Origin of the sequence: Candidatus Electronema sp. PJ (assembly GCF_048287395.1) — a bacterium.
GTDB lineage: Bacteria > Desulfobacterota > Desulfobulbia > Desulfobulbales > Desulfobulbaceae > Electronema.
In genome coordinates, this window is the sequence record NZ_JBLWEO010000043.1 from 1 (window position 1) to 20022 (window position 20022).

Genomic DNA, 20022 nt, shown 5'->3' on the forward strand with positions numbered 1-20022 from the left:
AAATCGACAAAACTGGCCATCCCCTTGGTTGACAGCACTTTTGTGATTGCCGCCGTCAGCGTGGTCTTCCCGTGATCTACGTGACCGATGGTCCCGACATTCACATGCGGTTTCGTCCGCTCGAACTTCTCTTTTGCCATTGCCTGTCTCCTTAGACAAAAAAATCTCACCAATCGGCTGCTTGCCGCCCAACAGCGATCACTTCCAACTGCTCCGAATGGAGCCCACGATCGGTCTCGAACCGATGACTTCCTCCTTACCAAGGAGGTACTCTACCACTGAGTTACGTGGGCCTGCGAAAAACTGACAGCTTGGAGCGGGAAACGAGACTCGAACCCGCAACCCTCAGCTTGGAAGGCTGATGCTCTACCATTGAGCTATTCCCGCCCTGCTGCGCAAACGATGGTGGAGGGGGGAGGATTCGAACCTCCGAAGGCATGAGCCGGCAGATTTACAGTCTGATCCCTTTGGCCGCTCGGGAACCCCTCCGTTCCAGAATTCAACAAACAATAGCCGAACAAAATCATTCAGCTCCTCTTTGCCGCATTCTGGAGCTGGCGATGGGACTTGAACCCGCAACCCCCTGATTACAAATCAGGTGCTCTGCCAGTTGAGCTACGCCAGCGCAAGATGCATCATTATAGTCGCAAAAAATAAAAAGTCAACCTCTTTTTTCAGAATCTGTAATGCTGAGGCGCAGGCCGGAATCTCCGGCCTGCCGACCAGAATCCTCATTTAGCTGTTCAGAGGATTTTTAGGATTTTTCACGTAGGCTGACTCGCGGTATCGCTCAAAAGTCATAGCAAAAGTCCTATAAACCAGATGGGCGAACTTGGTGTAGGGCATATAGAGGAACAGCATCATGACAGAAACCAGATGCAGGTAGTAGATCAAATAGCCGAGACTCGGTTTGCCGAGCAGACGCAGCACCTCTGCGCCAAGGCCGGTCACGCCTACCGCCATGATCATCCAGATCAGGAACCAATCATAGAAGGTGCTACTAGCCCGGCCTTCAGCCTTCATCCGGCTGCGATTGCGCCAGAGGATACCCACACCAAAGATTAGAGCCACTGCCGCCACGTTGGCAACGATTTTTACCGGGTTACACATAGACATCGGTCCGTGCAGCGAATGGATCACTTGCCCCAGCACGTCCTGAGCGAAGAAGGAGTAGCCGGTGACAAAGAGGAGACCGATAAAAGCCCACATCAGCGGTTGATGCCCACTCACCCGGTCTTGGTTGGCCTCACATTTTTTGAAGCGGTCATGCCGGACGATTTCCTGCACAGAAGGCCAAAGAAATTCTTTCACGAACTGCATTGGCGAAGGCTGGCAAAGGGCCTCGCCTAGCCCGGCGTTTTCGGTCATCTTCTTCCACATCGCCATCACACCCCTGACAGCGGCGAAAACAGAGAGAGCGGCGGTCGGAATCATGAAAAAGTCAATGAAGAAAGTCGTCTTTGGCAGCAGTTTGAAATCCCAATGGCCAAAGAACTGGCTATAGCCGATGTCGATGAAAAGACCCTGCGCAGGCACATGCGAGCCGGAAATCATCCACATGATGAAAATGATCACTGCCGGGATACCGACCAGGATCGGCAGATTCTGACCACTACTGGCCAGGTTAGCCAAAAATGACGGCCAACCGTAATGCTTGTAGGCATAGGCTCGGATTGCGCCGAGAGCATCGCCAGGCCGTGCGCCGCGCGGACAGTAGGCGGTGCAGTCGCCGCACTGATGACAGAGCAGTACATTAGGATCACCCATCAGTTTGTCTTTGAGGCCCCACTGGGCATAAAGCATTTGCTGGCGGGGAAAAGGCTTCTGATCTGCGGAAAGTGGGCAAACCACCGAGCAGGTGGCGCACTGGAAGCATTTTTTCAGTGTGTCACCGCCTGCTTCCTTCATATCTTTGATAAAATCAATATCCGGTTGCACTTTCATAGACATTTCATTCTCCTGTCCTGAAACTTAATTTCTGTCATGCTGAAACAGCAGCGTACTGAAGGGCCGCGCCTATCGGAAAGATACCCGGCAGGCGCGGTTCAGTGCAGCAGGGTGGAACGATCAGAAGCCCTTGAAGGGATTCGGCCCCATCTCTTTAATCGACTCGACAAAACTCTCGATAATCCCTGGAATCTTGTCGTAGTCGGAGATGGCTACCTGCTCGGCAGCGCAGCGCTCCGGCTCCAGGCCCAAGGTGCCGAGTGTCTCGCCGATATTGGCCATACGTTTGCTGGCGATCTCAGAGCCTTTGACGAAGTGGCACTGATAATTCTCGCCGTGACGGCAGCCCAGCAGCAGCACGCCGTCCATGCCCGAGGACATGGCATCCTTGATCCAGACCATATTCACCGAGCCAAGGCAGCGCACCGGGATGAAGCGCACCAACGCGTTCAACTTGTTGCGGCGCATCCCCGCCATATCGAGGGCCGGGTATGCGTCATTCTCACAGACGAACACCGCAATGCGGAGCTTATCCTCGTCATCGTCCGGCACGTTGATGGATTTGACCATCGAGCCGATCATATCGATGTTGTAGTCGGCGAAACCGATGATCCGCTCTGGGCAGGCACCCATGCAGGTGCCACAGCGACGGCAGCGGGTCGGGTTAGGCAATGGGGTGCCTTTCGCGTCGTCATCCAATGCGCCGAACGGACATTCCTCGGTGCAACGTTTGCACTGGGTGCAGCGCTGGAAGAAGAAATCTGGGAAGGTCATGTCGCCGGAACGCGGATGCACAGCCACGCCCCGGTCGGCGGACTCGATACATTGAATCGCCTTGAGGGCTGCGCCGGTCGCGTCGTCGATGGTTTCTTCCATCGTCTCCGCTTTGCGCACACCACCACAGGTATAGACACCGGTGCGGCGGGTCTCGTAGGGGAAGCAGATGAAGTGCGAGTCGGCGTAACCGTCAAACAAATCCAAATCCAAGAAGGCCGGGCCTTGGCGGTAAGCCAGGTTGATGGTCGGCTGATCCACCGTAACTGGCACCATGCCTGCGGCCAGTACCACCATATCCACTTCTAGCTCTAAGGTATCACCGAGCAGGGTATTCTCGGCAGTTACCTTCAGGCCGCTGCCGCATTCCTCCGCCTTGGTCACAGCGGCCTTGGTCATGAACACGCCGTCACGCTGCTGCATCCCCTTGTAGAACAGCTCGGTGTTGCCAGGGGTGCGGATATGCTGATAGAGGATGTAGGCCTGGCCGTTCTCGTTGTCGTCGCAGACATACTGGGCCTGCTTCAGGGCCACCATTGAGGTGACAGAGTTGCAGTAAGGGAAATCGCGGTCGTTATCCTTGCCGCCGGGGCTTTGGATGAAAGCGACTTTGGCCGGAACCTTGCCCTCTTTGGCCAGCTTCTCAAACTCGGCGTTGGTGACCACTTTTTTGCCGTCGTAGCCGAGATGCTCGTACTCGGAAACATCGGCAGGCCGCCAGCCAGTGGCGAGAACCACTGCGCCGTAAACCTCGGCAGCAGTATCCACAGCGGTGTATTTTTGCAGACCGGCGTTGGGATCTTCCTTCTCGCCCTTGTCGATCTTCTCCTGCTCGTCAACCGTCACCTTCGCTGGCGCATCCCACTCGCTCTTGCTGCCAGCGGCCTTAAAGGAGACCTTAAACGCACCTGGGGCACCACCGATGCGGGCCACTTCAGTCTCAGTCTTGACGGTGATTTTGCTGCTGCCAGTGGCAGCGGCAACGAGCTGCTCGATGTTCGGCTGCTCAAGCTGGCAGTAGGGATAAGCGGTCGGGAACATTTTCCGCCAGCCAAGGGCCTTGCCGCCCAGTTTGGCAGTCTTCTCAACCAGCGTCACCTCGTAGCCCGCCTTGGCGGCCTCGGTGGCTGCGGTCAGACCGGCGATACCGCCGCCCATGACTAAAATCTTCTTGCTGATGTTCTCTAACAGATAAGGCTTGGGCAGCTCGCTTTTCTGAGCGCGGGTCACAGCCATGCGGACATAGTCCTCGCCCAGCTCTTGGATGAACTCATCGCCCTTCTCCGCATCACCGGCAGCCCAAGCCACCTGCTCGCGCAGGTTGGCACGGATAGTGATGGTGTTCTCGCCAAAGCTAAACACGTCCTGCATCACGCGCGGTGAGCAGGCGCAAACCACCAGGGTGTTAACCCCTTTCTCCTGAATATCCTTATTGATCAGAGCCAAGCCTTCTGCGCCGCAGAGGCACTCATGCTCTTGCATCTCAATGCCGGTTTCTGAAGCAGCACTCTTCAGTCCTTCCACCTCAAGGACATTGCCGATGCCGCAGCCTGTGCAGAGATACGCACCATATACTTTATTCATAGATGTTCTTCCTCCTACTGTGCGGTCTGGATAGCTTTCAGAGCTGCGGCAGTCGCAGACTGGGTGCAGGTATAGACATCAGCAGCTGATTTAGCACAACCAGCAGCGATCATGCCCTTCTCTAGCTCAGAGACCACAAAGCCGTTACCGTCCATCTTCAAGCCGAGCATCTTGCCCTGCTCGCCGTCGATGGCAGGCTGCATTCCAGTCGCCAAGACACACATGTCCACTTTTTGTCGAATCTTGGCTCCGGTGAGGGCGTTCTCCGCGATCACGGTCACGCCGCCGTCGCTCTCTGCGACAATATCAGCGACCTTACCTTTGATGAACTGAGCGTTGGCATCGGTGCGCAGCTTCTCGCGGAAATGCTCGTACTTGCCTGGTGTGCGTAGATCGATGTAGAAGACATAAATTTTGGCGTTTGGATACCGCTCGCGGACATAAGTCATCTGCTTGAAAGTGGCCATGCAGCAGATGTAGGAGCAGTATTCCAGATGATTTTCGTCGCGGGAGCCTGCGCACTGAACAAAGGCGATGGACTCAATCTCCTTGTTGTCGCCAGGGCGGACGATTTTGCCGCCAGTGGGCCCGTTGTCCGCTGCCATCCGCTCCATCATCATGTTGGTGATGATTGCAGAGGAAGAATTCGGCTTTAGATTGGTCAGCTTGCTGGCATCATAGGGATTCCAGCCAGTAGCCCAGACGATAGAACCTACATGCAGGGTAAAAGTCTCCGTCTGCATATCTGTGTCAATGGCATTGTATTTGCAAGCTGCCTTGACTGCCTCTAAGCATTGTGGCGAACAAGCATTCTTGGCCAGCACATAACGACGCGGAAAGGCCATCTCGTGCGGCAGATAAATTGCCTTGGTTTTGTTCATGCCAAAGTTAAAGGCATTGTCAATCTCATCGGTGCAAACTTGGGCGCAATCGCCGCAGGCCGTGCAGTTGGAGTTGACATAGCGCGGCGCGGTTTCCAGCGTCACTTCGTAATTGCCCGGCCCACCTGACACCGACTTAACCGTGGTCATGGTGTAGGTACGAATTCTGCGGTTGTTCTTAACGCGCTTAAAATTGATTTCCAAACCGCAAGACGGGGGACAAAGTTTTGGAAAGTACTGATTAAGCTGGGCCACGCGACCGCCAAAGTACGGATTTCGGTCAACGAGAAACACATCATTGCCTACTTCCGCAGCTTCCAGCGCAGCGGTTAGTCCGCTGATGCCGCCGCCCACAACCAGCACCGCACCAGTTTTCGCAGCATTGCTCATGCCAAACCTCCATAAAAACTGCTGGTATTGATAAATTGGTATTTCTGGTTCACTTGAGGTGCATCAATCCTTTCGCAACTGAAAATATGCAGCTCAAGTCAAGCAGAACGTCCTAACAGAAAAATCTCCAAGCCCCCCACAAACAAAAAGGGCTTGGAGATTCAACAACACATCACAGCGGAATCCGCCTCGAACAAGAAGAGACAGAGCTACGACTTCTTGTCCGCTGCATGATTGCTGTCAGTCCTTAGTTAGATCCAAGGCTCGGTCTCAACGATGTTGATGCACTCGACCTTCTCGCACTTCCATTCCTTGGTTGCAGGATTGAAGGTGGAGTTAACGAACGCCTTCCAGTTGGCATCGTCAACAGTCGGGTAGTCAGAGCGGTAGTAGAAGCCCGGATAACGAGACTCTTGGCGGAACTCGATGTGGCGAATGTGGGTCTCTACACACCAAATGCGGTGGTAGTTCTCCCAAGCGCGCATCAATTCGTGCAGGTCGCCAGCAGCCATCTTCTCGGCATCTTCGCGCAGCATCCGCAGAAGGTCGAGGCAGATGTTCAGCATCTTGCCAGAGGTCATGTAGTAGGTGGCAACGCCGCCGCCGTACTCGTCAGTGGCCTTCATCAGGCGCATCATGATGCCCTGCGGCTTACAATAGTTCGGGTTGACATCCGCAGCGGTTGTGGCACCAACATGCTGCAAATAGCGGGTTACAGGTGCGTAGATCTCAGCGGCCAACTCAGCAGCACTCTGCGCCAACTCCGGCTTGAAGCTGGCATGATCGCGGCAGTACTTCACCATCTGCTTACCAACGATGCGGCCTTCAGCATGGGAACCAGAAGAGAACTTATGACCAGAAGCACCTACGCCGTCACCAGCAGTGAACAGACCGTTGACCGTGGTCATCCGGTTGTAGCCCCACTTGTACTGATGGGAACGCGGCTTGCCCTGAACATCAGGTACCCATGACTCGTTCGGACCAGAGGTCCAGATGCCGCAACAACCGGAATGAGATCCCAGCATGTACGGTTCGGTGGGCATAATCTCGGAACCGACTTTCTCCGGCTCGATGTTCATGCCGGCCCAGAGACCTGCCTGGCCGATGGACATATCCAGGAAGTCTTCCCAAGCCTCAGATTCCAGATGCTTCCAGAACTTGGCAACATCCTTCTCGCTCTTGCCTGCGGCGCGCATGTCGTCAAGGAAGGCATTCAGGGCTACATCGGTAGCCATGTACACTGGGCCACGACCTGCTTTGAACTCGTTGACCATCAGGTGGTTGCGGAGGCAGGTCGGGGTGACAGCAGACTGTCCATAGGGCATAAACTTGGACAGCTCTTCCTTTACTGCCGGGCTGTTGGCGTAGAACTCGCCCAGACCGTTCTGCACTTTGGCCTTGAACAGGAGGAACCAAGCACCAACCGGGCCGTAACCGTCTTTGAAGCGGGCCGGGGTGAAGCGGTTCTCCATCATGGTCAGTGTTGCGCCAACCTGAGCGCACATGGTGTAGGTAGAACCGGCGTTCCATACCGGATACCAGGCGCGACCCTTGCCCTCGCCAGTTGAACGCGGACGGAAGATGTTAACGGCACCACCGCAGGCAACCATAGCGGTCTTGCAGGTGAAGACGTGAACTTTATTCTCACGGGTGGAGAAACCAACTGCGCCAGCGATGGTGTTCGGCTGATTCTTATCCAGCAGCATCTTGACGATGAAAACGCGCTCCATGATGTTTTCTTCGCCCAGAGCCTTCTTCGCAGCCTCAGCAACGATGCACTTGTAGGACTCACCGTTGATCATGATCTGCCACTTGCCAGTACGTACAGGCTGACCGCCCTCGCGCAGGCTCTTAGCAGGTTTGGCACCGTCCAGGTTGGAGCCATCCTCTGCCTTCTTCCAAATCGGCAGACCCCACTCCTCGAACAGTTTTACAGACTCATCCACGTGCCGCCCCAGATCGTAGATCAGGTCTTCACGAACAACGCCCATCAGGTCGTTACGAACCATCTTGACGTAGTTCTCAATTGCGTTGTCGCCGATATAGGTGTTGATCGCGGACAGACCCTGTGCAACTGCGCCAGAACGCATCATCGCGGCCTTATCAACCAGGATGATCTTCATGTCAGCAGGTGCCCACTTCTTGATCTCAAAGGCTGCGCCGCAAGCAGACATACCACCGCCGACGATCAGCACATCACAGCTATGTTCAACAATTGCCGGATTGGCAACGGCAGCCAGCTCGCCTTTCGGCTTATTAGGTAACGCCATGTCAATATCTCCTTTATCTATTCAATTCAGTTGGAAGTTGCTTATTTCTTCGCGAGCATGGTCGGAGCTTTCAGCGCGGTCTCAAGCGTCAAACACTCGTCATCAAGATTCGTCCCTTTGGCATCAGGATAGGCATTAGCAGAGCCTTCAGCCGTGGTGCGGATCGGGAACTTGAAGCGTTTGATGTTGCCGTTACGGAATTTGATTGTCCACATGATGGAGTCAGAAGAGCGCATCGGATGCACCTGACCACCCATCGGTACAAAGTCATCATAACCGCGCACCGCGATAGCACCCTGCGGGCAGATCTTGACACAGGAGTAGCACTCCCAGCAGGCATCCGGCTCCTGGTTGTACGCCTTCATCGCCTCGACGTTCAGCACCATCAGGTCGTTGGGGCAGATGTACATACAGGCGGTCTTATCGCCGCCCTTGCAACCATCACACTTTTCAGGATTGACGAAACTTGGCATTTAACTACCTCCTTATTGGATTTTCCTGTTGACAATGCCTGGCTAGGCACCGCCACATTAAGATTTTGACCGCAAACTCTACAACGTGCTGTTCTTTCAAGGTAAGCAGCAAGCAGCAGCCGCTGCCAGACTGAAATGATTTTTTTTGAGCCGACTCGGATGAATCATTCGAGTGTAAATTGAGTCCATTTAATAATTGTTTGTCCAATCAATGTCAAGAAAAATCGTCTGCCGGCGCACCGCAAAGCGGTGCAATTTTCATCATTAATATTTATGAGGAGTATCAAAGGGCTGTTGCCCGCTGGTAACTGCCTTATTTTAGGGAGGATTGCTCCTCCAGTCCCTATGAAAACAGCGCGACTCTCCCGCCAGCGAGTTTTTCGTACCTAATTCCCTCGATGATTTTTTTTCAGACGGCTTCTCCTCGTCAGCGAACACCTGCTGCTTGATCAGGGAGAAGCTAAGGCCGCAAAGCAACTTTTTTGGCTGGCTCACAAAAGGTTGCTGCCGAGCCGCAAAGGAGTTTGGCTCGGCAAGAGAAGGTTTCTGCCGAGCCACAACCTTTTCTTGCTGAACAACAACTCTCTCTTGCTCGGCAAGAACCTTTTGTTGCCGAACAGAAGAATGTTGTAGCTTAACAGGAACCTTTTGTTGCTCGGCCACAACCTTCTCTTGCTGAACAACAACTCTCTCTTGCTCGGCAAGAACATTTTGTTGCCGAGCAGAAAAAGGTTGTGGCTTAACAGGAACCTTTTGTTACTCGGCTAGAACCTTGTTTTGCTCGGCAGCAAACGTCTGGTAGCAGCTTTCAGAGGAGGCAAGGCAGGTTTTCAGCGGGTGAAGTCAGCGTTTATTCGTTTACTAGGAACTTTTGCCTGAGTGAAAGCTCCTTGGCAAGGAAGAGCAAGAAAAAGCATTAGTTAACGCTGATAAAATGTTACTATTTACTTGACGATTGTTTGTTATATAATTATATATATTCGGTAAAAAATAAGGAGGAATGGTCGGCAAACGCTGCAATACAAAATCTATTGAGGAGAGGTACAAGTTATGAAAGCTGGGACAAGCGTTGTTGCTACTGTTTTTCTGTTCCTCCTAAGTGTCTTTTGGAGCGAGGCAAGGGCAACTCAGGTGGCTGCTGGGTATGCCCATACAGTAGCGATTAAAGCAGATGGCACGCTTTGGGCGTGGGGAGAAAACGGTTCTGGTCAACTTGGCGACGGAACTGCCATAGATAAAGTCAGCCCGGTGCAAATTGGCACCCTAACCGACTGGAAAATTGTGGCTACTGGCTATGCGCATACAGTGGCGATCAAAACAGACGGCACCCTTTGGGCTTGGGGCGATAACAGTTCTGGTCAATTGGGCGATGGCACCACAACAAACAGAACCAGCCCGGTACAAATTGGCTTAGGCACAGACTGGGCGACCGTTGCTGCTGGCGGTACCGCAGGACTGGTCGGAAGTCATACCGTAGCGATCAAAACAGATGGCTCTCTTTGGGCTTGGGGTTCCAATAATGCTGGTCGTCTGGGTGATGGTACAACAATTGACAGGAATATCCCGATACAAATCGGCAACGATACGGATTGGCGGTCTGTTAGTGCTGGCGGAGCACATACGGTTGCGATTAAAACAGATGGCACTGTGTGGGCTTGGGGATTTAATGGCAGCGGTCAGGTAGGCGATGGCACAACTGCCGACCGAGCTACCCCTTTCCAGATTGACACTGCCATGGACTGGGAGACTGTTACTGCCGGAGGTGCCTTTACTTTAGCTCTAAAAACAAACGGCACACTTTGGGCTTGGGGAGCAAACAGTTCTGGCCAACTTGGCGACGGCACAACGGTAAATAGAACCAGCCCAATACAGATCGGCTCAGGAACAACCTGGTCTGATATTGCTGCTGGCGGCAGTCATTCTGTTGCCTTGAAAGCACCGGGAACAATCTGGACATGGGGATTAAATAGCTACGGCCAGCTGGGTAGTGGAACCACAATAAGCCGAACTAGCCCAGGGCAAGTTGGCACCGCAGCAACCTGGTCTGCCATTGCTGCTGGCGGCAATCATACTGGAGCGGTAAAGAGTGGCTTTTTTTGGAGTTGGGGCGACAATAGTAGCGGTCAGCTTGGCCTGGAAGCAGTAGCTGGTACCAAAACAAGTCCGGTTCAAATTGGGATTGATATAAATTGGTCGTCTGGAGCTGCGGGGTACTGTCATTCTCTCGTTCTCAAAACGAATGGAACGCTCTGGGCTTCAGGATGTAATGATTACGGCCAACTTGGTGACGGAACAACTTCCGACCGAGCCACCTTGGCTCAGATTAATTCCGCCAATAATTGGAAGGCAATTGCCGCTGGCGACTATCATACCGTAGCCATCAAAACAGATGGTACACTCTGGGCCTGGGGAAACAACGGCAGCGGTCAGCTTGGTGATGGAACCTGGACGAATAGGAATGCGCCTGTACAAATTGGTACAGATACAAGCTGGGATTTCATTGCTGCTGGAGCTGACTCTTCATTCGCTATAAAAGATGGCGAACTCTGGGCTTGGGGAGATAACCAATACGGCAAGCTGGGCGACGGAACAACAACAAGTAGAAATGCCCCTGTGCAAATTGGCGCGGCCACTGACTGGCTAACTGTGGCTACTGGAGGATTACATAGTGCTGCTATCAAAACAGATGGAACGTTCTGGACCTCAGGACGTAATAATTACGGTCAACTTGGCGACGGAACATGGAATAGTCGTACCACTTTTGGCCAAATCACCGGTGGAAGCTGGCAATCTGTTAGTGCTGGAACATCGCATACCATTGCCATCAAAACAGATGGAACCCTTTGGGCTTGGGGACGGAATAACAACGGCCAGCTTGGCAATGGAGCAGGGGGGGGGGCATCGCAGGAAAATCCTGTACAAATCACAGGAACATGGTCAGTTGCTGCGGCCAGAGATTCCTATACCGTAGCCATTAAAACAGACGGTACCCTCTGGGCTTGGGGAGATAACAGTTATGGCCAGCTTGGTGACGGCACAACAACGAAAAGAATCAGCCCGGTTAAGGTTACAGGTAGCAACTGGTCGTCTGCTGCTGCCGGAACCTTCCATGCATTAGCCGTAAAAACTGGTACCCTCTATGCTTGGGGAGATAACAGCTCTGGTCAATTTGGCGACGGTTCAGCCTGGAGGGAAAGCCCTTCCACAATCACTTTTCCAGCCAATAGCTGGACAATAACCCCAGTTGCGGAGAATGGCTCTATCTCGCCTTCTTCCCCGCAGATTGTCACAAATGATGATACTGCCACGTTCACGATCACGCCTGACTATGGCTATTTCCTTGAGTCGGTGTCTGGCTGTGGCGGCAGCTTGAGTGGCAATACCTACACGACAGCAGCAATTACCGCCAATTGCGCGATCACCGCTACCTTCAGTCAAATAGACTTAGACGGTGATGGCCTTGGTGATCTCTGGGAGACAGACTACTTTGGCAGTTTGGATGCTGTCAATGGCACAAGTGATTCTGATAGCGACTGCTATACAGATCTGCAAGAGTATCTCAATTATGTTGCAGGGAAAACTGATCCGGCAGGAAATCCTTATGTGCCCATTATGGCCAATGCTCCTGGCGGTACAGGCTGTCCTTGGACCGTTACACCTTCAGCTGGAACAGGTGGTACCACCGATCCTTCCTCAGTGCAGAAAGTTGAACACGGTTTAACCACCAGTTTCACAATCACGCCGAACACTGGCTACTCTATCGACACGGTATCTGGCTGTAATGGTACGTTGAACGGCAATACCTATACTACCGGTGTAATTACCGGCGACTGTACAGTGACAGCCAGCTTCAAACTCAACAGCTATACGGTAACGCCCTCGGCAGGCGATAACGGCACTATCAACCCGAACACCCCGCAAACCGTGTATTACGGCTCAACCACCGATTTTACGATTACGCCGAGCATTGGTTATTCGATCAACACGGTAGAAGGCTGCGGCGGTACGTTGAACGGTAATACCTATACCACTGGCATCATTACCGGCGACTGTACAGTGACAGCCAGCTTCAAGCTCAATACCTATACAGTAACGCCTTCGGCAGGCGATAACGGTACGATCAACCCAAACACCCCGCAGACCGTGAATCACGGGGCAACTACCTCGTTTACGGTTACGCCGAATGCCAACTACTCCATCGACACGGTATCTGGTTGTGGCGGTAGCTTGAGTGGCAACACCTACACCACCGGTATCATTACTGGCGACTGCACGGTGACGGCCAGCTTCAAGCTTAACACCTACACAGTTACGCCTTTAGCAGGTCCAAACGGCGAAATCAGCCCGAAAGACCCGCAGACTGTGAATCATGGCTCGACCACCCCGTTTACGATCACGCCAGATGAAGAATATTCCATCGACACGGTGTCTGGTTGCGGCGGTAGCTTGAATGGCAACACCTACACGACCGCTCCAATCACCAACAACTGCACTGTAACCGCTCTCTTTAGGGAAACAGACAGCGATGGTGACGGGATAGACGATGCTTGGGAGGAAGAATACTTCGGTGATCTGACCACAGCCAATGCGTTAACCGATTGGGACAAGGATGGATACACTGATCTCCAGGAATACCTGAACTGGCTTGCCGGAGAAACAGATCCAAAAGGTGCTGTCTATGATCCAAAGGTGAAAAATGCCCCTGGTGGCACGGGCTATGAGGATAACTCCTATCTCCAGTCCGTTTATAAGCTGTTGCTGAACTAAACCCAGCGGCACATCGTGCAACCCCAGCTCTCCGCAACTGATTATGATCTGCGGAAAGAGCTGGGGTTGCCTTGCATAAATCAACCAGAAGGATTTACAGTAAAGAGCAAGCAGGTTACAGCGAAGTGCAAATGAGCAAGAGAAGAGTGCTGCTCATTTACCAAGGAGTTGTACTCGGCAGAAGAGGCGTTTGGTTTGGTCAAACTGCTTTCTTAGTCGGCCACAAAGGAGTTGTAGTCGGCAGAACTCCTTTGCGGCTTATTCAAACTCCTTTCTTGCTCGGCTAGACTCCTCTTTTGCCGAGTACAACTTCTTTCTGGCCGAGTCGGACTCCTTTCCTAATCGGCCAAACTCCTCTGCAAGTCGGCAGAACTCCTCTTGTGCCAAGCCAAACTGCTTTGCCAGCGAGTAAGAAAGGAGTAGTAACTCAGTGTTACGCAACAAAATACCGCAACAAAAGAAACCAATCCGTTCTCCGCTGCACAAGGTCTATTTTCTGTCCAGCAGCAACAATACGATGGGATCTTTTCAGTTCCCTCTTTGGAGGGAAGCCTTCTATTCTTCGATCTGCATTTCCAACTTTGCAAGCGGCTGAAGGTCGGGTACAATGAGCAACGCCTGCCCGGATTCCATCCCGTCTTCTTCCTGACCAAGCAGCCTTGCGGCTGCCGGGAAGTCCGGCCTTTCCATTTTTCCAGACCAGATTGAACTGCAACCGACTGCAAGAGGTTTTTTGTGCAAGGCAAAGTGCTTATCGCCAATCGCGGAGAGATTGCCCTCCGCATCATGAAGGCCTGCCAGGCCTTGGAGCTTGATTACGCGGTCGTTTATACCGATGCGGATCGCGACTCCGAGCATGTGCAGCGCAATCGGCTCAAAGGCCCGGATCAAAATGCCTGGCGGGTGGCCAGTTACACCGATCCCAATGACCTCCTTTCCGTGGCAGATCATAGCGGCTGCACGGCTGTGCATCCAGGCTACGGCTTTTTCTCGGAAGACTGGCGTTTCGCCCGCCGTGTGACAGTTCGTGACCGGCCTTTGATCTTCATCGGCCCAGGTTGGGAGGTGATCCGCGATCTTGGCGACAAGATCAACACCAAGCGCATCGCCCAGAAGCTGGGTATACCCACTATTCCTGGGACTTCCGCGCCGATCTACAACGAAATGGAAGCCGAGGAAATCGCGCAACACATCCTCGACATTCAACGAGAGCTGAACGAGCCGAATCCAGCCGTATTGGTCAAGGCCGCAGCAGGTGGCGGTGGCATGGGCATTGAGGAGGTCAACCGGATTGAGCATTTCCGCCGGACGTACCGCCGGGTGCAGAACTATGCCAAGCGACAGTTCGGCGATGGTGGCGTATTGATCGAGCAGCGGCTCTGTGATTTCAACCATATTGAGGTGCAGCTTGTTTGCTCACGCCATGACGAGCGCATCCACTTTGGCACCCGCAACTGTACCATCCAATCGACAGGCCGCCAAAAGCGGGTCGAGGCTGCACCTGGCTTTCATTCCTCCTGCTTCAAGTACGATTTTGACCCAGATCAGGTACTGGACAGCATCGTCGAGCATTCGCTCAAGCTGGCCGATTATGTCAAATACGACAACGTCGGCACCTGGGAATGGATAGTCAGTCGCAGTGGTAGGCCCTATCTCCTTGAGGTCAACACCCGCATTCAAGTGGAGAATGATGTCTCTGCCCGGATCAGCTACCTGAATGGCAAACATCCCAATCTACTTCAAGAGCAGATTCGCCTCGCTCTTGGTGAGCGGATGGGTTATCAGCAGAATGATGTTGTCTTCAACGGCGCGAGTATTGAGCTGCGCATTGTAGCAGAGAACACGCAACGCGACTTTGCGCCCTGGATCGGCACCATTACTCGCTTCGATCTGCCCCATCATGAGTGGTCAGCGGTGTACAGTCATGTTCCCTCTGACCGGCCCTACCCTATTCCCAGCGAGTACGACCCTAACTTGGCACTGGCTTTGGTCTGGGGCGATGACGTGAATCAGGCCAAGGAGCGGGCCAAGCAGTTTATCGATGGTTGCCGCATCGAAGGCGTGGACAGTTCACGAGGAGGGATCCTCACTAATCTGGACTACCTCCGCAGAAATCTTGACCGGCTGCTGACCTTCTGAGCCGTTTCCACGACATCCATGAATGATCTTATCAAGCAGCTCCAAGAGCTGGACCAGCGCATCAGCTATTTGATCCACATTAAAGACTCAGACAAGTGGGGCAATCTGGCGGAATTCCGCAGCAAAGCCGAGCGGCTGCGCAGCTCTGTCTTTGATATCAGTCGGGACGAGTTCGCCGCAAGATTGGGCAAGCTGGAGGATTCGATCCGTTTTCTGGAAGAACGCTGCGAGGAGGGACTGACCCCGATGGAGCGGGTGCGAATCGTCCGCTCACCACTACGTTTCACGCTCAAGGACATTCTGGAAAACGTCTATGAAGAGCATAAAGAACTGGGCGGCGCAGGCGAGGCCAACATTGATCCGGCAATGGTGGTGGCTAAGGCCAACATTGTCCGGCGGATAAAAAGGAAACCCTACACCTCGCCGGTGATGGTCATTGGCCAGGAAGTAGGGCGCGGCGAGGAATTCCGCAATGGCGGTTCTTGCAAGCCCTGGGGCAACGAGAAGGCCATGCGCTACATGAAGGTAGCTGAGACTGAGGGCATTCCGATCCATTTTTACGTTTTTACGCCCGGCTCCTATCCGATTGAGGACTATCCTGGCGCGGCCCAGCAGATTGCCCGCAATCTCTATACGATGACCAAGCTGCGGGTGCCGATGATTTCGGTGATCTCAGAAGGTGGTTCTGGTGGGGCCGAGGCGGTTGGTCTAAGCGACTTTCGCCTAATGTTCTCGCACGGCTACTATTCGGTGATATCGCCGGAAGGAGCAGCAGCCATTGAAGGTCGGGTTAGGGAGGGCAAGAAGGCGGCCCCTGAATTGATTGAAAAATGCGCTCGCCAACTCAACATTACCGCTGCGGACAATCTGCGCCTCGGCACCATTGACCGGATTATTCAGGAGCCACCGTTAGGCGCAAAGAACGATGACTTCGCCTTTTTTGCCCGTATTCGCTCTGAGATCATCCGGGCTACTGATGAGGTAGTACTGCGAACGAAGAGCATGAGGAGCTTCCGTTCCTATGAGGTGAAGCGGAAAAAGGCGGAAAGCCCAGACGAGGCTCCACAGATCGATATACCTTGGGATTTGGACGAGGGGGAGACCGACCGCCTACTAGCTCTGCGCTCGAAAAAATACCGGGAAATGAGCTTGCACAGCTTCGGTGGAATCACCATCCCAGCAGAAAACCTCGTCAAATTCTTCTGTTTCGCCACTGAAAAATTTTGGTACACTGTTCGTTATGATGTACTGAAGAGTCAGCAGAAGCAGATGCAGAAAACGATCAAGGAGCTTTCCGGCGAAGGTACTGCCTTGGTCAATCGCCTTACTGCGCCTTTCACCAGAATATTCAGCAAAAAAGAGGAGAACGGCAGCAAACTAGTACCCAGATCGCTAGTTGCCTCTGACCCTCAGGCTGCTGGTGACTATTGCCTGATTCAAGATCCGCTGGAGCTGACCGATACCTACACTAGCCCGCTGGCCAACGAGGACCGTACCATCACCTGCCCGAACGCGGAGAAATACGGCTGCAAAGACCTGTGGATACCTGACCTCTATGGCGAATTTTGTGGAGTCTGCGAGAACTGCGGCCATCATTTCCCGCTCGAATATCAGTGGTATCTGAAGAACGTCTTTGATCCAGGCTCGATCCGCATCTTCAATAACGACATCTTCTCCAAGAACCCGCTCAACTATGAGGGGTTTGACGAACGGCTCCAAGCGGCCCGCGCTAAGACTGGCATGGGCTGCGCCAATCTGACTTTCATGGCGCGGGTCAGGGACATCGAACTGATCGTGACCATGCTCTTCTCTGACTTCCGTAACGGCACGGTGGGGTCAGCAGAAGGAGAAAAGTTTGTCCGCGCCTGCGATATCGCCCGGCGCAAAAAACGGCCCCTGCTGGCCTATGTCCACACCACCGGCGGCATCCGCATTCAGGAAGGCACCCTTGGTGTGGCCCAGATGCCGAAATGCACAATGGCGGTGCGGGAGTACATTGACGCAGGCGGCCTGTACATCGTGGTCTATGACAACAACTCCTACGCCGGGCCGGTGGCCTCATTCTTAGGCTGCTCGCCGTACCAGTTCGCCATCCGTTCCAGCCGCATCGGCTTTGCCGGGCCGAGGGTTATCCGCGAGACCACCGGCATAGACATCCCGCCGGACTACCACGATGCCCGCAACGCCCTCAAGCGCGGCCACATCCAAGGCATCACCGACCGCCGCGACTTCCGCCGCCATCTCTATCAGGTCATGCAGACGATGGGCAGCCCAGGGCTGTACTACCGGTGATTTTTTCCTGCGCCGCAAGATTTCCGCTTGACCTTGCGGCCAGTCTATGATAAATAAGAGTAGCGTTTTTGTCGCACGGGTTGTTAGCTCAGTTGGTAGAGCAGTTGACTCTTAATCAATTGGTCGAAGGTTCGAATCCTTCACAGCCCACCAGACAATTCAAGGAGTTAGCCTTTGACGGGTTAGCTCCTTTTTTATTTTGTCACATTCCAGCCCCCATCCTGCCCCCACTTTTTTGCTCATGGGGCAAAAAACGCCGCCTGAAGATGTCCTTGACATGCCCTGCGCCGTCTGATTATTCTTCCCCCTGAAAATGCCCCGTGCAGCAGCATGGGGTTTTCTGTTTTAGTTCAACAGCGGGGTGTCATGAGCGGCGGCAGTCTGTACATTTTCTTGGATGAAGGGGGCAATCTGGACTTCTCCCCGTCCGGCACGAAATATTTCATCCTGACAAGCATCTCCGCCCGGCGGCCTTTCACCGCCTTTGAAACCCTTGGCAGCTATAAATTTGACCTGATTGAATACGGGCTGGATTTCGTCTTCTTTCACTGCACGGAAGACAACCGGCATATCCGGCGGCGGGTCTTCGGCATCCTGCAAGACCATGTCCCCGGCCTGCGAATTGATGCCCTGATTGTCGAAAAAAGCAGAATCAACGCGGAGCAGCAGGCACCCGAAGCATTTTATCCGCAGATGCTGGGGCATCTGCTGCGGCATGTGGCCGGACAGAACGAGCTGGAAGGCATCGGGGAGCTGATCGTCATCACTGACAGCATCCCGGTGAACAGGAAACGGGCCGCTGTTGAAAAGGCTGTGAAAATCACCCTGAAAAACATGCTGCCATCGGGCTGCCGCTTTCAGGTGCTGCATCATCCCTCCATGTCAAATCTTGGCTTGCAAGCGGCGGACTACTGCTGCTGGGCGGTGTTCAGAAAATGGGAGAGCGGGGACAGCCAGTTTTTTGATCTGATCAAGGCGGGCGTGAAAAGCGAGCTGGAGATATAAAAAAAGGGGCAGTCTGCTGATGAGCTGCCCCGATTCGACCCCCCCGACTACCTTTGCAGAAGAAACCCTTGGTTTCTTGTCATCAGGGAGGAACCTTTCCTTCTTTCAGGATACCCGGCCCGGCAGAGGATGTAAAGAGTTTTCCGTTGAACCGTTGCAGCAGGCATCCGCGCCCTGCTTGTCCATGCGCTGGATGAGCAGTCAAAGGCGTTTTACCTTGGGCACGGCTTCATTGAATCGCCGATTGAGCCGATGACCTTAATGCTGAGTCTGGCGCAGTCAGCGCATGACTGCTGGTTTTCCCCGGCTGTTTTTATCGAAATCAACAGGAAAATTGTTCACCTTCTCCCTCTAAAAAGGGTCAAGCGTTCCCCATAATCGGGCGGCTGTCAGCCATGATTGCTCTGTGGCCTCATCCGCTTTTTTTTTCAGCCGTTCAAAGGTCTTCCTGTGCATTCCCTTGGGTTTCTCCCAGATCGGCTCATCTGTGCATAAACTGGCCCCCAGCCGCTCTCTGATCTTCTGAGCCTTAGTAACCAGACGGAGCGGCGGTCTTTCATGCTGTGTGGCATAGGCAAGGTCAAGGCAATGACGGCAGAGGAAATACTTTCCCGGCCCGTACAGGACAGCCACACGCTTGAAGCAGCGGGGACAGAGGAACCATGTCCGCTGCCCGCCGTAATTGCACAGGGTGCGCTCAAAGGGGATGGTCTGCTCCACCGGCTCCCATTCTCCGCCGTTTGGCCGGTGCCGATAGTTCAGAATCATCCTGTTTTCCTCCATCCTGTAGCCGATAGAAGCAATTTTTTCGCCGTTCCTCGACCATGACAGGGAACCCTCTCTGCCCGGCTGAAGGCTGCCCCATTTCTTCAGCTTGCGGATGTCTATGCTGCGCAAACCTGCCGTTGTTCTTTTGGCATCCCATCTGAATAGTCTGCCTGAGCCTCTGCCGCCCATGCTGTCACCTTTGCTTTTTATCGAAATCAACAAAAAAAATTAAGTCCCTGTGACGTATTATACTGCATTTCCGCAGAAATATCATTGTTTCGATAAAGGCGGCTGGGTGAATTTCTATGCTTGAAGGGGCAGCCGGGCGGCTGAACGACACGCCCGCCTGATCAGCCAGCGCAAGCACAGCCGCCGGGTTCAATATTCCACCTCCACAGTCTCATCCGGGATGGGGATATCCCCATTTTCCTATAGGAAGAGTTGACAAGTCCTTCATGGTATTAATATTTTTCATTATCAATGGGTTATCCTTCATGCAGGTCTTCATGGCAATCCTCCCCGCTGCTGTTTTTCAATAGCTAAAAACAGATGAGCAAGCGTACACCTATTGACCTTCTTGAAAGCATGAAAAGTCAAGTACCACCGGCAAAGCCGGTGGCTTGAGATTCTGAACCGCTCAAAGCGGTTAAACAACTTGAGCTGCCTGAAGGCAGCCGCTATTCAAACAGGTTGAGCTGCTCAAGACGCTGATCTTCCTGCTCCTGAGCTTGA

General features: G+C 53.4%; 14 protein-coding genes and 5 tRNA genes. 5 read left to right on the top strand and 14 right to left on the bottom strand.

What is annotated here, in order from left to right:
* From ACNKIB_RS06795 to ACNKIB_RS06845, 11 genes are all read right to left on the bottom strand, one after another.
* A partial coding sequence (locus ACNKIB_RS06795) for a GTP-binding protein (RefSeq protein ID WP_417909809.1) occupies positions 1 to 140 on the bottom strand: 140 nt, incomplete at its 3' end.
* 78 nt (positions 141 to 218) lie between these two features.
* Positions 219 to 293: transfer RNA gene (locus ACNKIB_RS06800), tRNA-Thr, on the bottom strand.
* A 19-nt stretch (positions 294 to 312) separates the two neighbouring features.
* Positions 313 to 387 (bottom strand) — tRNA-Gly (locus tag ACNKIB_RS06805).
* 16 nt (positions 388 to 403) lie between these two features.
* Positions 404 to 489, bottom strand: a tRNA-Tyr gene (locus tag ACNKIB_RS06810).
* A gap of 60 nt (positions 490 to 549) precedes the next feature.
* A tRNA-Thr gene (locus ACNKIB_RS06815) sits at positions 550 to 625 on the bottom strand.
* 110 nt (positions 626 to 735) lie between these two features.
* Entirely contained in the window at positions 736 to 1950 is a 1215-nt protein-coding gene (gene qmoC, locus ACNKIB_RS06820) for a quinone-interacting membrane-bound oxidoreductase complex subunit QmoC (RefSeq protein WP_417909796.1), read from the bottom strand.
* A 117-nt stretch (positions 1951 to 2067) separates the two neighbouring features.
* Positions 2068 to 4305: an FAD-dependent oxidoreductase gene (locus ACNKIB_RS06825; protein WP_417909797.1), complete on the bottom strand. Its 2238-nt coding sequence runs from the start codon at positions 4303 to 4305 to the stop codon at positions 2068 to 2070.
* A gap of 14 nt (positions 4306 to 4319) precedes the next feature.
* Complete coding sequence (locus ACNKIB_RS06830) at positions 4320 to 5576, bottom strand: CoB--CoM heterodisulfide reductase iron-sulfur subunit A family protein (RefSeq protein ID WP_417909798.1); 1257 nt, start codon at positions 5574 to 5576, stop codon at positions 4320 to 4322.
* Positions 5577 to 5827: 251 nt separating this feature from the next.
* The gene (aprA, locus tag ACNKIB_RS06835) at positions 5828 to 7846 is read right to left on the bottom strand and encodes an adenylyl-sulfate reductase subunit alpha (protein WP_417909799.1); all 2019 of its coding nucleotides are present in this window, start codon (positions 7844 to 7846) and stop codon (positions 5828 to 5830) included.
* A 41-nt stretch (positions 7847 to 7887) separates the two neighbouring features.
* Positions 7888 to 8319 carry an adenylyl-sulfate reductase subunit beta gene (gene aprB, locus ACNKIB_RS06840; protein WP_417909800.1) on the bottom strand — a complete coding sequence of 144 codons (432 nt, stop codon included), beginning with the start codon at positions 8317 to 8319 and terminating at the stop codon, positions 7888 to 7890.
* Positions 8320 to 8637: 318 nt separating this feature from the next.
* Positions 8638 to 8982 (bottom strand): hypothetical protein, encoded by a 345-nt coding sequence (locus tag ACNKIB_RS06845; RefSeq protein WP_417909801.1) that lies wholly within the window; start codon positions 8980 to 8982, stop codon positions 8638 to 8640.
* Between the two features lie 387 nt (positions 8983 to 9369).
* Between ACNKIB_RS06845 and ACNKIB_RS06850 the strand changes: the two genes are divergently transcribed.
* A complete protein-coding gene (locus ACNKIB_RS06850) occupies positions 9370 to 13086 on the top strand; it encodes a hypothetical protein (RefSeq protein WP_417909802.1) in 3717 nt (1238 codons plus the stop codon).
* A 258-nt stretch (positions 13087 to 13344) separates the two neighbouring features.
* Here the strand turns inward: ACNKIB_RS06850 and ACNKIB_RS06855 are convergent, their stop codons facing one another.
* Both ACNKIB_RS06855 and ACNKIB_RS06860 read right to left on the bottom strand, forming a co-directional pair.
* Positions 13345 to 13527, bottom strand: a complete 183-nt coding sequence (locus ACNKIB_RS06855) for a hypothetical protein (RefSeq protein ID WP_417909803.1) — start codon at positions 13525 to 13527, stop codon at positions 13345 to 13347.
* Between the two features lie 114 nt (positions 13528 to 13641).
* Positions 13642 to 13776: a hypothetical protein gene (locus tag ACNKIB_RS06860; protein ID WP_417909804.1), complete on the bottom strand. Its 135-nt coding sequence runs from the start codon at positions 13774 to 13776 to the stop codon at positions 13642 to 13644.
* Between the two features lie 45 nt (positions 13777 to 13821).
* On the opposite strand from ACNKIB_RS06860, the gene ACNKIB_RS06865 reads away from it, so the two are divergent.
* The 4 genes from ACNKIB_RS06865 (at position 13822) to ACNKIB_RS06880 (ending at position 18522) form a co-directional block, all read left to right on the top strand.
* The gene (locus ACNKIB_RS06865; RefSeq protein WP_417909805.1) at positions 13822 to 15225 is read left to right on the top strand and encodes a biotin carboxylase N-terminal domain-containing protein; all 1404 of its coding nucleotides are present in this window, start codon (positions 13822 to 13824) and stop codon (positions 15223 to 15225) included.
* An 18-nt stretch (positions 15226 to 15243) separates the two neighbouring features.
* On the top strand, positions 15244 to 17517 hold the full coding sequence (locus ACNKIB_RS06870; protein ID WP_417909806.1) for an acetyl-CoA carboxylase carboxyl transferase subunit alpha/beta: 2274 nt from the start codon (positions 15244 to 15246) through the stop codon (positions 17515 to 17517).
* A gap of 77 nt (positions 17518 to 17594) precedes the next feature.
* Positions 17595 to 17670, top strand: a tRNA-Lys gene (locus ACNKIB_RS06875).
* A 177-nt stretch (positions 17671 to 17847) separates the two neighbouring features.
* Positions 17848 to 18522 carry a DUF3800 domain-containing protein gene (locus ACNKIB_RS06880; RefSeq protein ID WP_417909807.1) on the top strand — a complete coding sequence of 225 codons (675 nt, stop codon included), beginning with the start codon at positions 17848 to 17850 and terminating at the stop codon, positions 18520 to 18522.
* 351 nt (positions 18523 to 18873) lie between these two features.
* On the opposite strand, the gene ACNKIB_RS06885 is transcribed toward ACNKIB_RS06880, so the two are convergent.
* Positions 18874 to 19290: a hypothetical protein gene (locus ACNKIB_RS06885; RefSeq protein ID WP_417909808.1), complete on the bottom strand. Its 417-nt coding sequence runs from the start codon at positions 19288 to 19290 to the stop codon at positions 18874 to 18876.
* Between the last annotated feature and the right edge of the window lie 732 nt (positions 19291 to 20022).

Bases quoted from the DNA above. Each gene is read 5' to 3' on its own strand.
- qmoC (WP_417909796.1), bottom strand. From the start codon at position 1,950: ATGTCTATGAAAGTGCAACCGGATATTGATTTTATCAAAGATATGAAG.
- ACNKIB_RS06825 (WP_417909797.1), bottom strand. From the start codon at position 4,305: ATGAATAAAGTATATGGTGCGTATCTCTGCACAGGCTGCGGCATCGGC.
- ACNKIB_RS06830 (WP_417909798.1), bottom strand. From the start codon at position 5,576: ATGAGCAATGCTGCGAAAACTGGTGCGGTGCTGGTTGTGGGCGGCGGC.
- aprA (WP_417909799.1), bottom strand. From the start codon at position 7,846: ATGGCGTTACCTAATAAGCCGAAAGGCGAGCTGGCTGCCGTTGCCAAT.
- aprB (WP_417909800.1), bottom strand. From the start codon at position 8,319: ATGCCAAGTTTCGTCAATCCTGAAAAGTGTGATGGTTGCAAGGGCGGC.
- ACNKIB_RS06850 (WP_417909802.1), top strand. From the start codon at position 9,370: ATGAAAGCTGGGACAAGCGTTGTTGCTACTGTTTTTCTGTTCCTCCTA.
- ACNKIB_RS06860 (WP_417909804.1), bottom strand. From the start codon at position 13,776: ATGGAAAGGCCGGACTTCCCGGCAGCCGCAAGGCTGCTTGGTCAGGAA.
- ACNKIB_RS06870 (WP_417909806.1), top strand. From the start codon at position 15,244: ATGAATGATCTTATCAAGCAGCTCCAAGAGCTGGACCAGCGCATCAGC.
- ACNKIB_RS06880 (WP_417909807.1), top strand. From the start codon at position 17,848: ATGGGGTTTTCTGTTTTAGTTCAACAGCGGGGTGTCATGAGCGGCGGC.
- ACNKIB_RS06885 (WP_417909808.1), bottom strand. From the start codon at position 19,290: ATGATTCTGAACTATCGGCACCGGCCAAACGGCGGAGAATGGGAGCCG.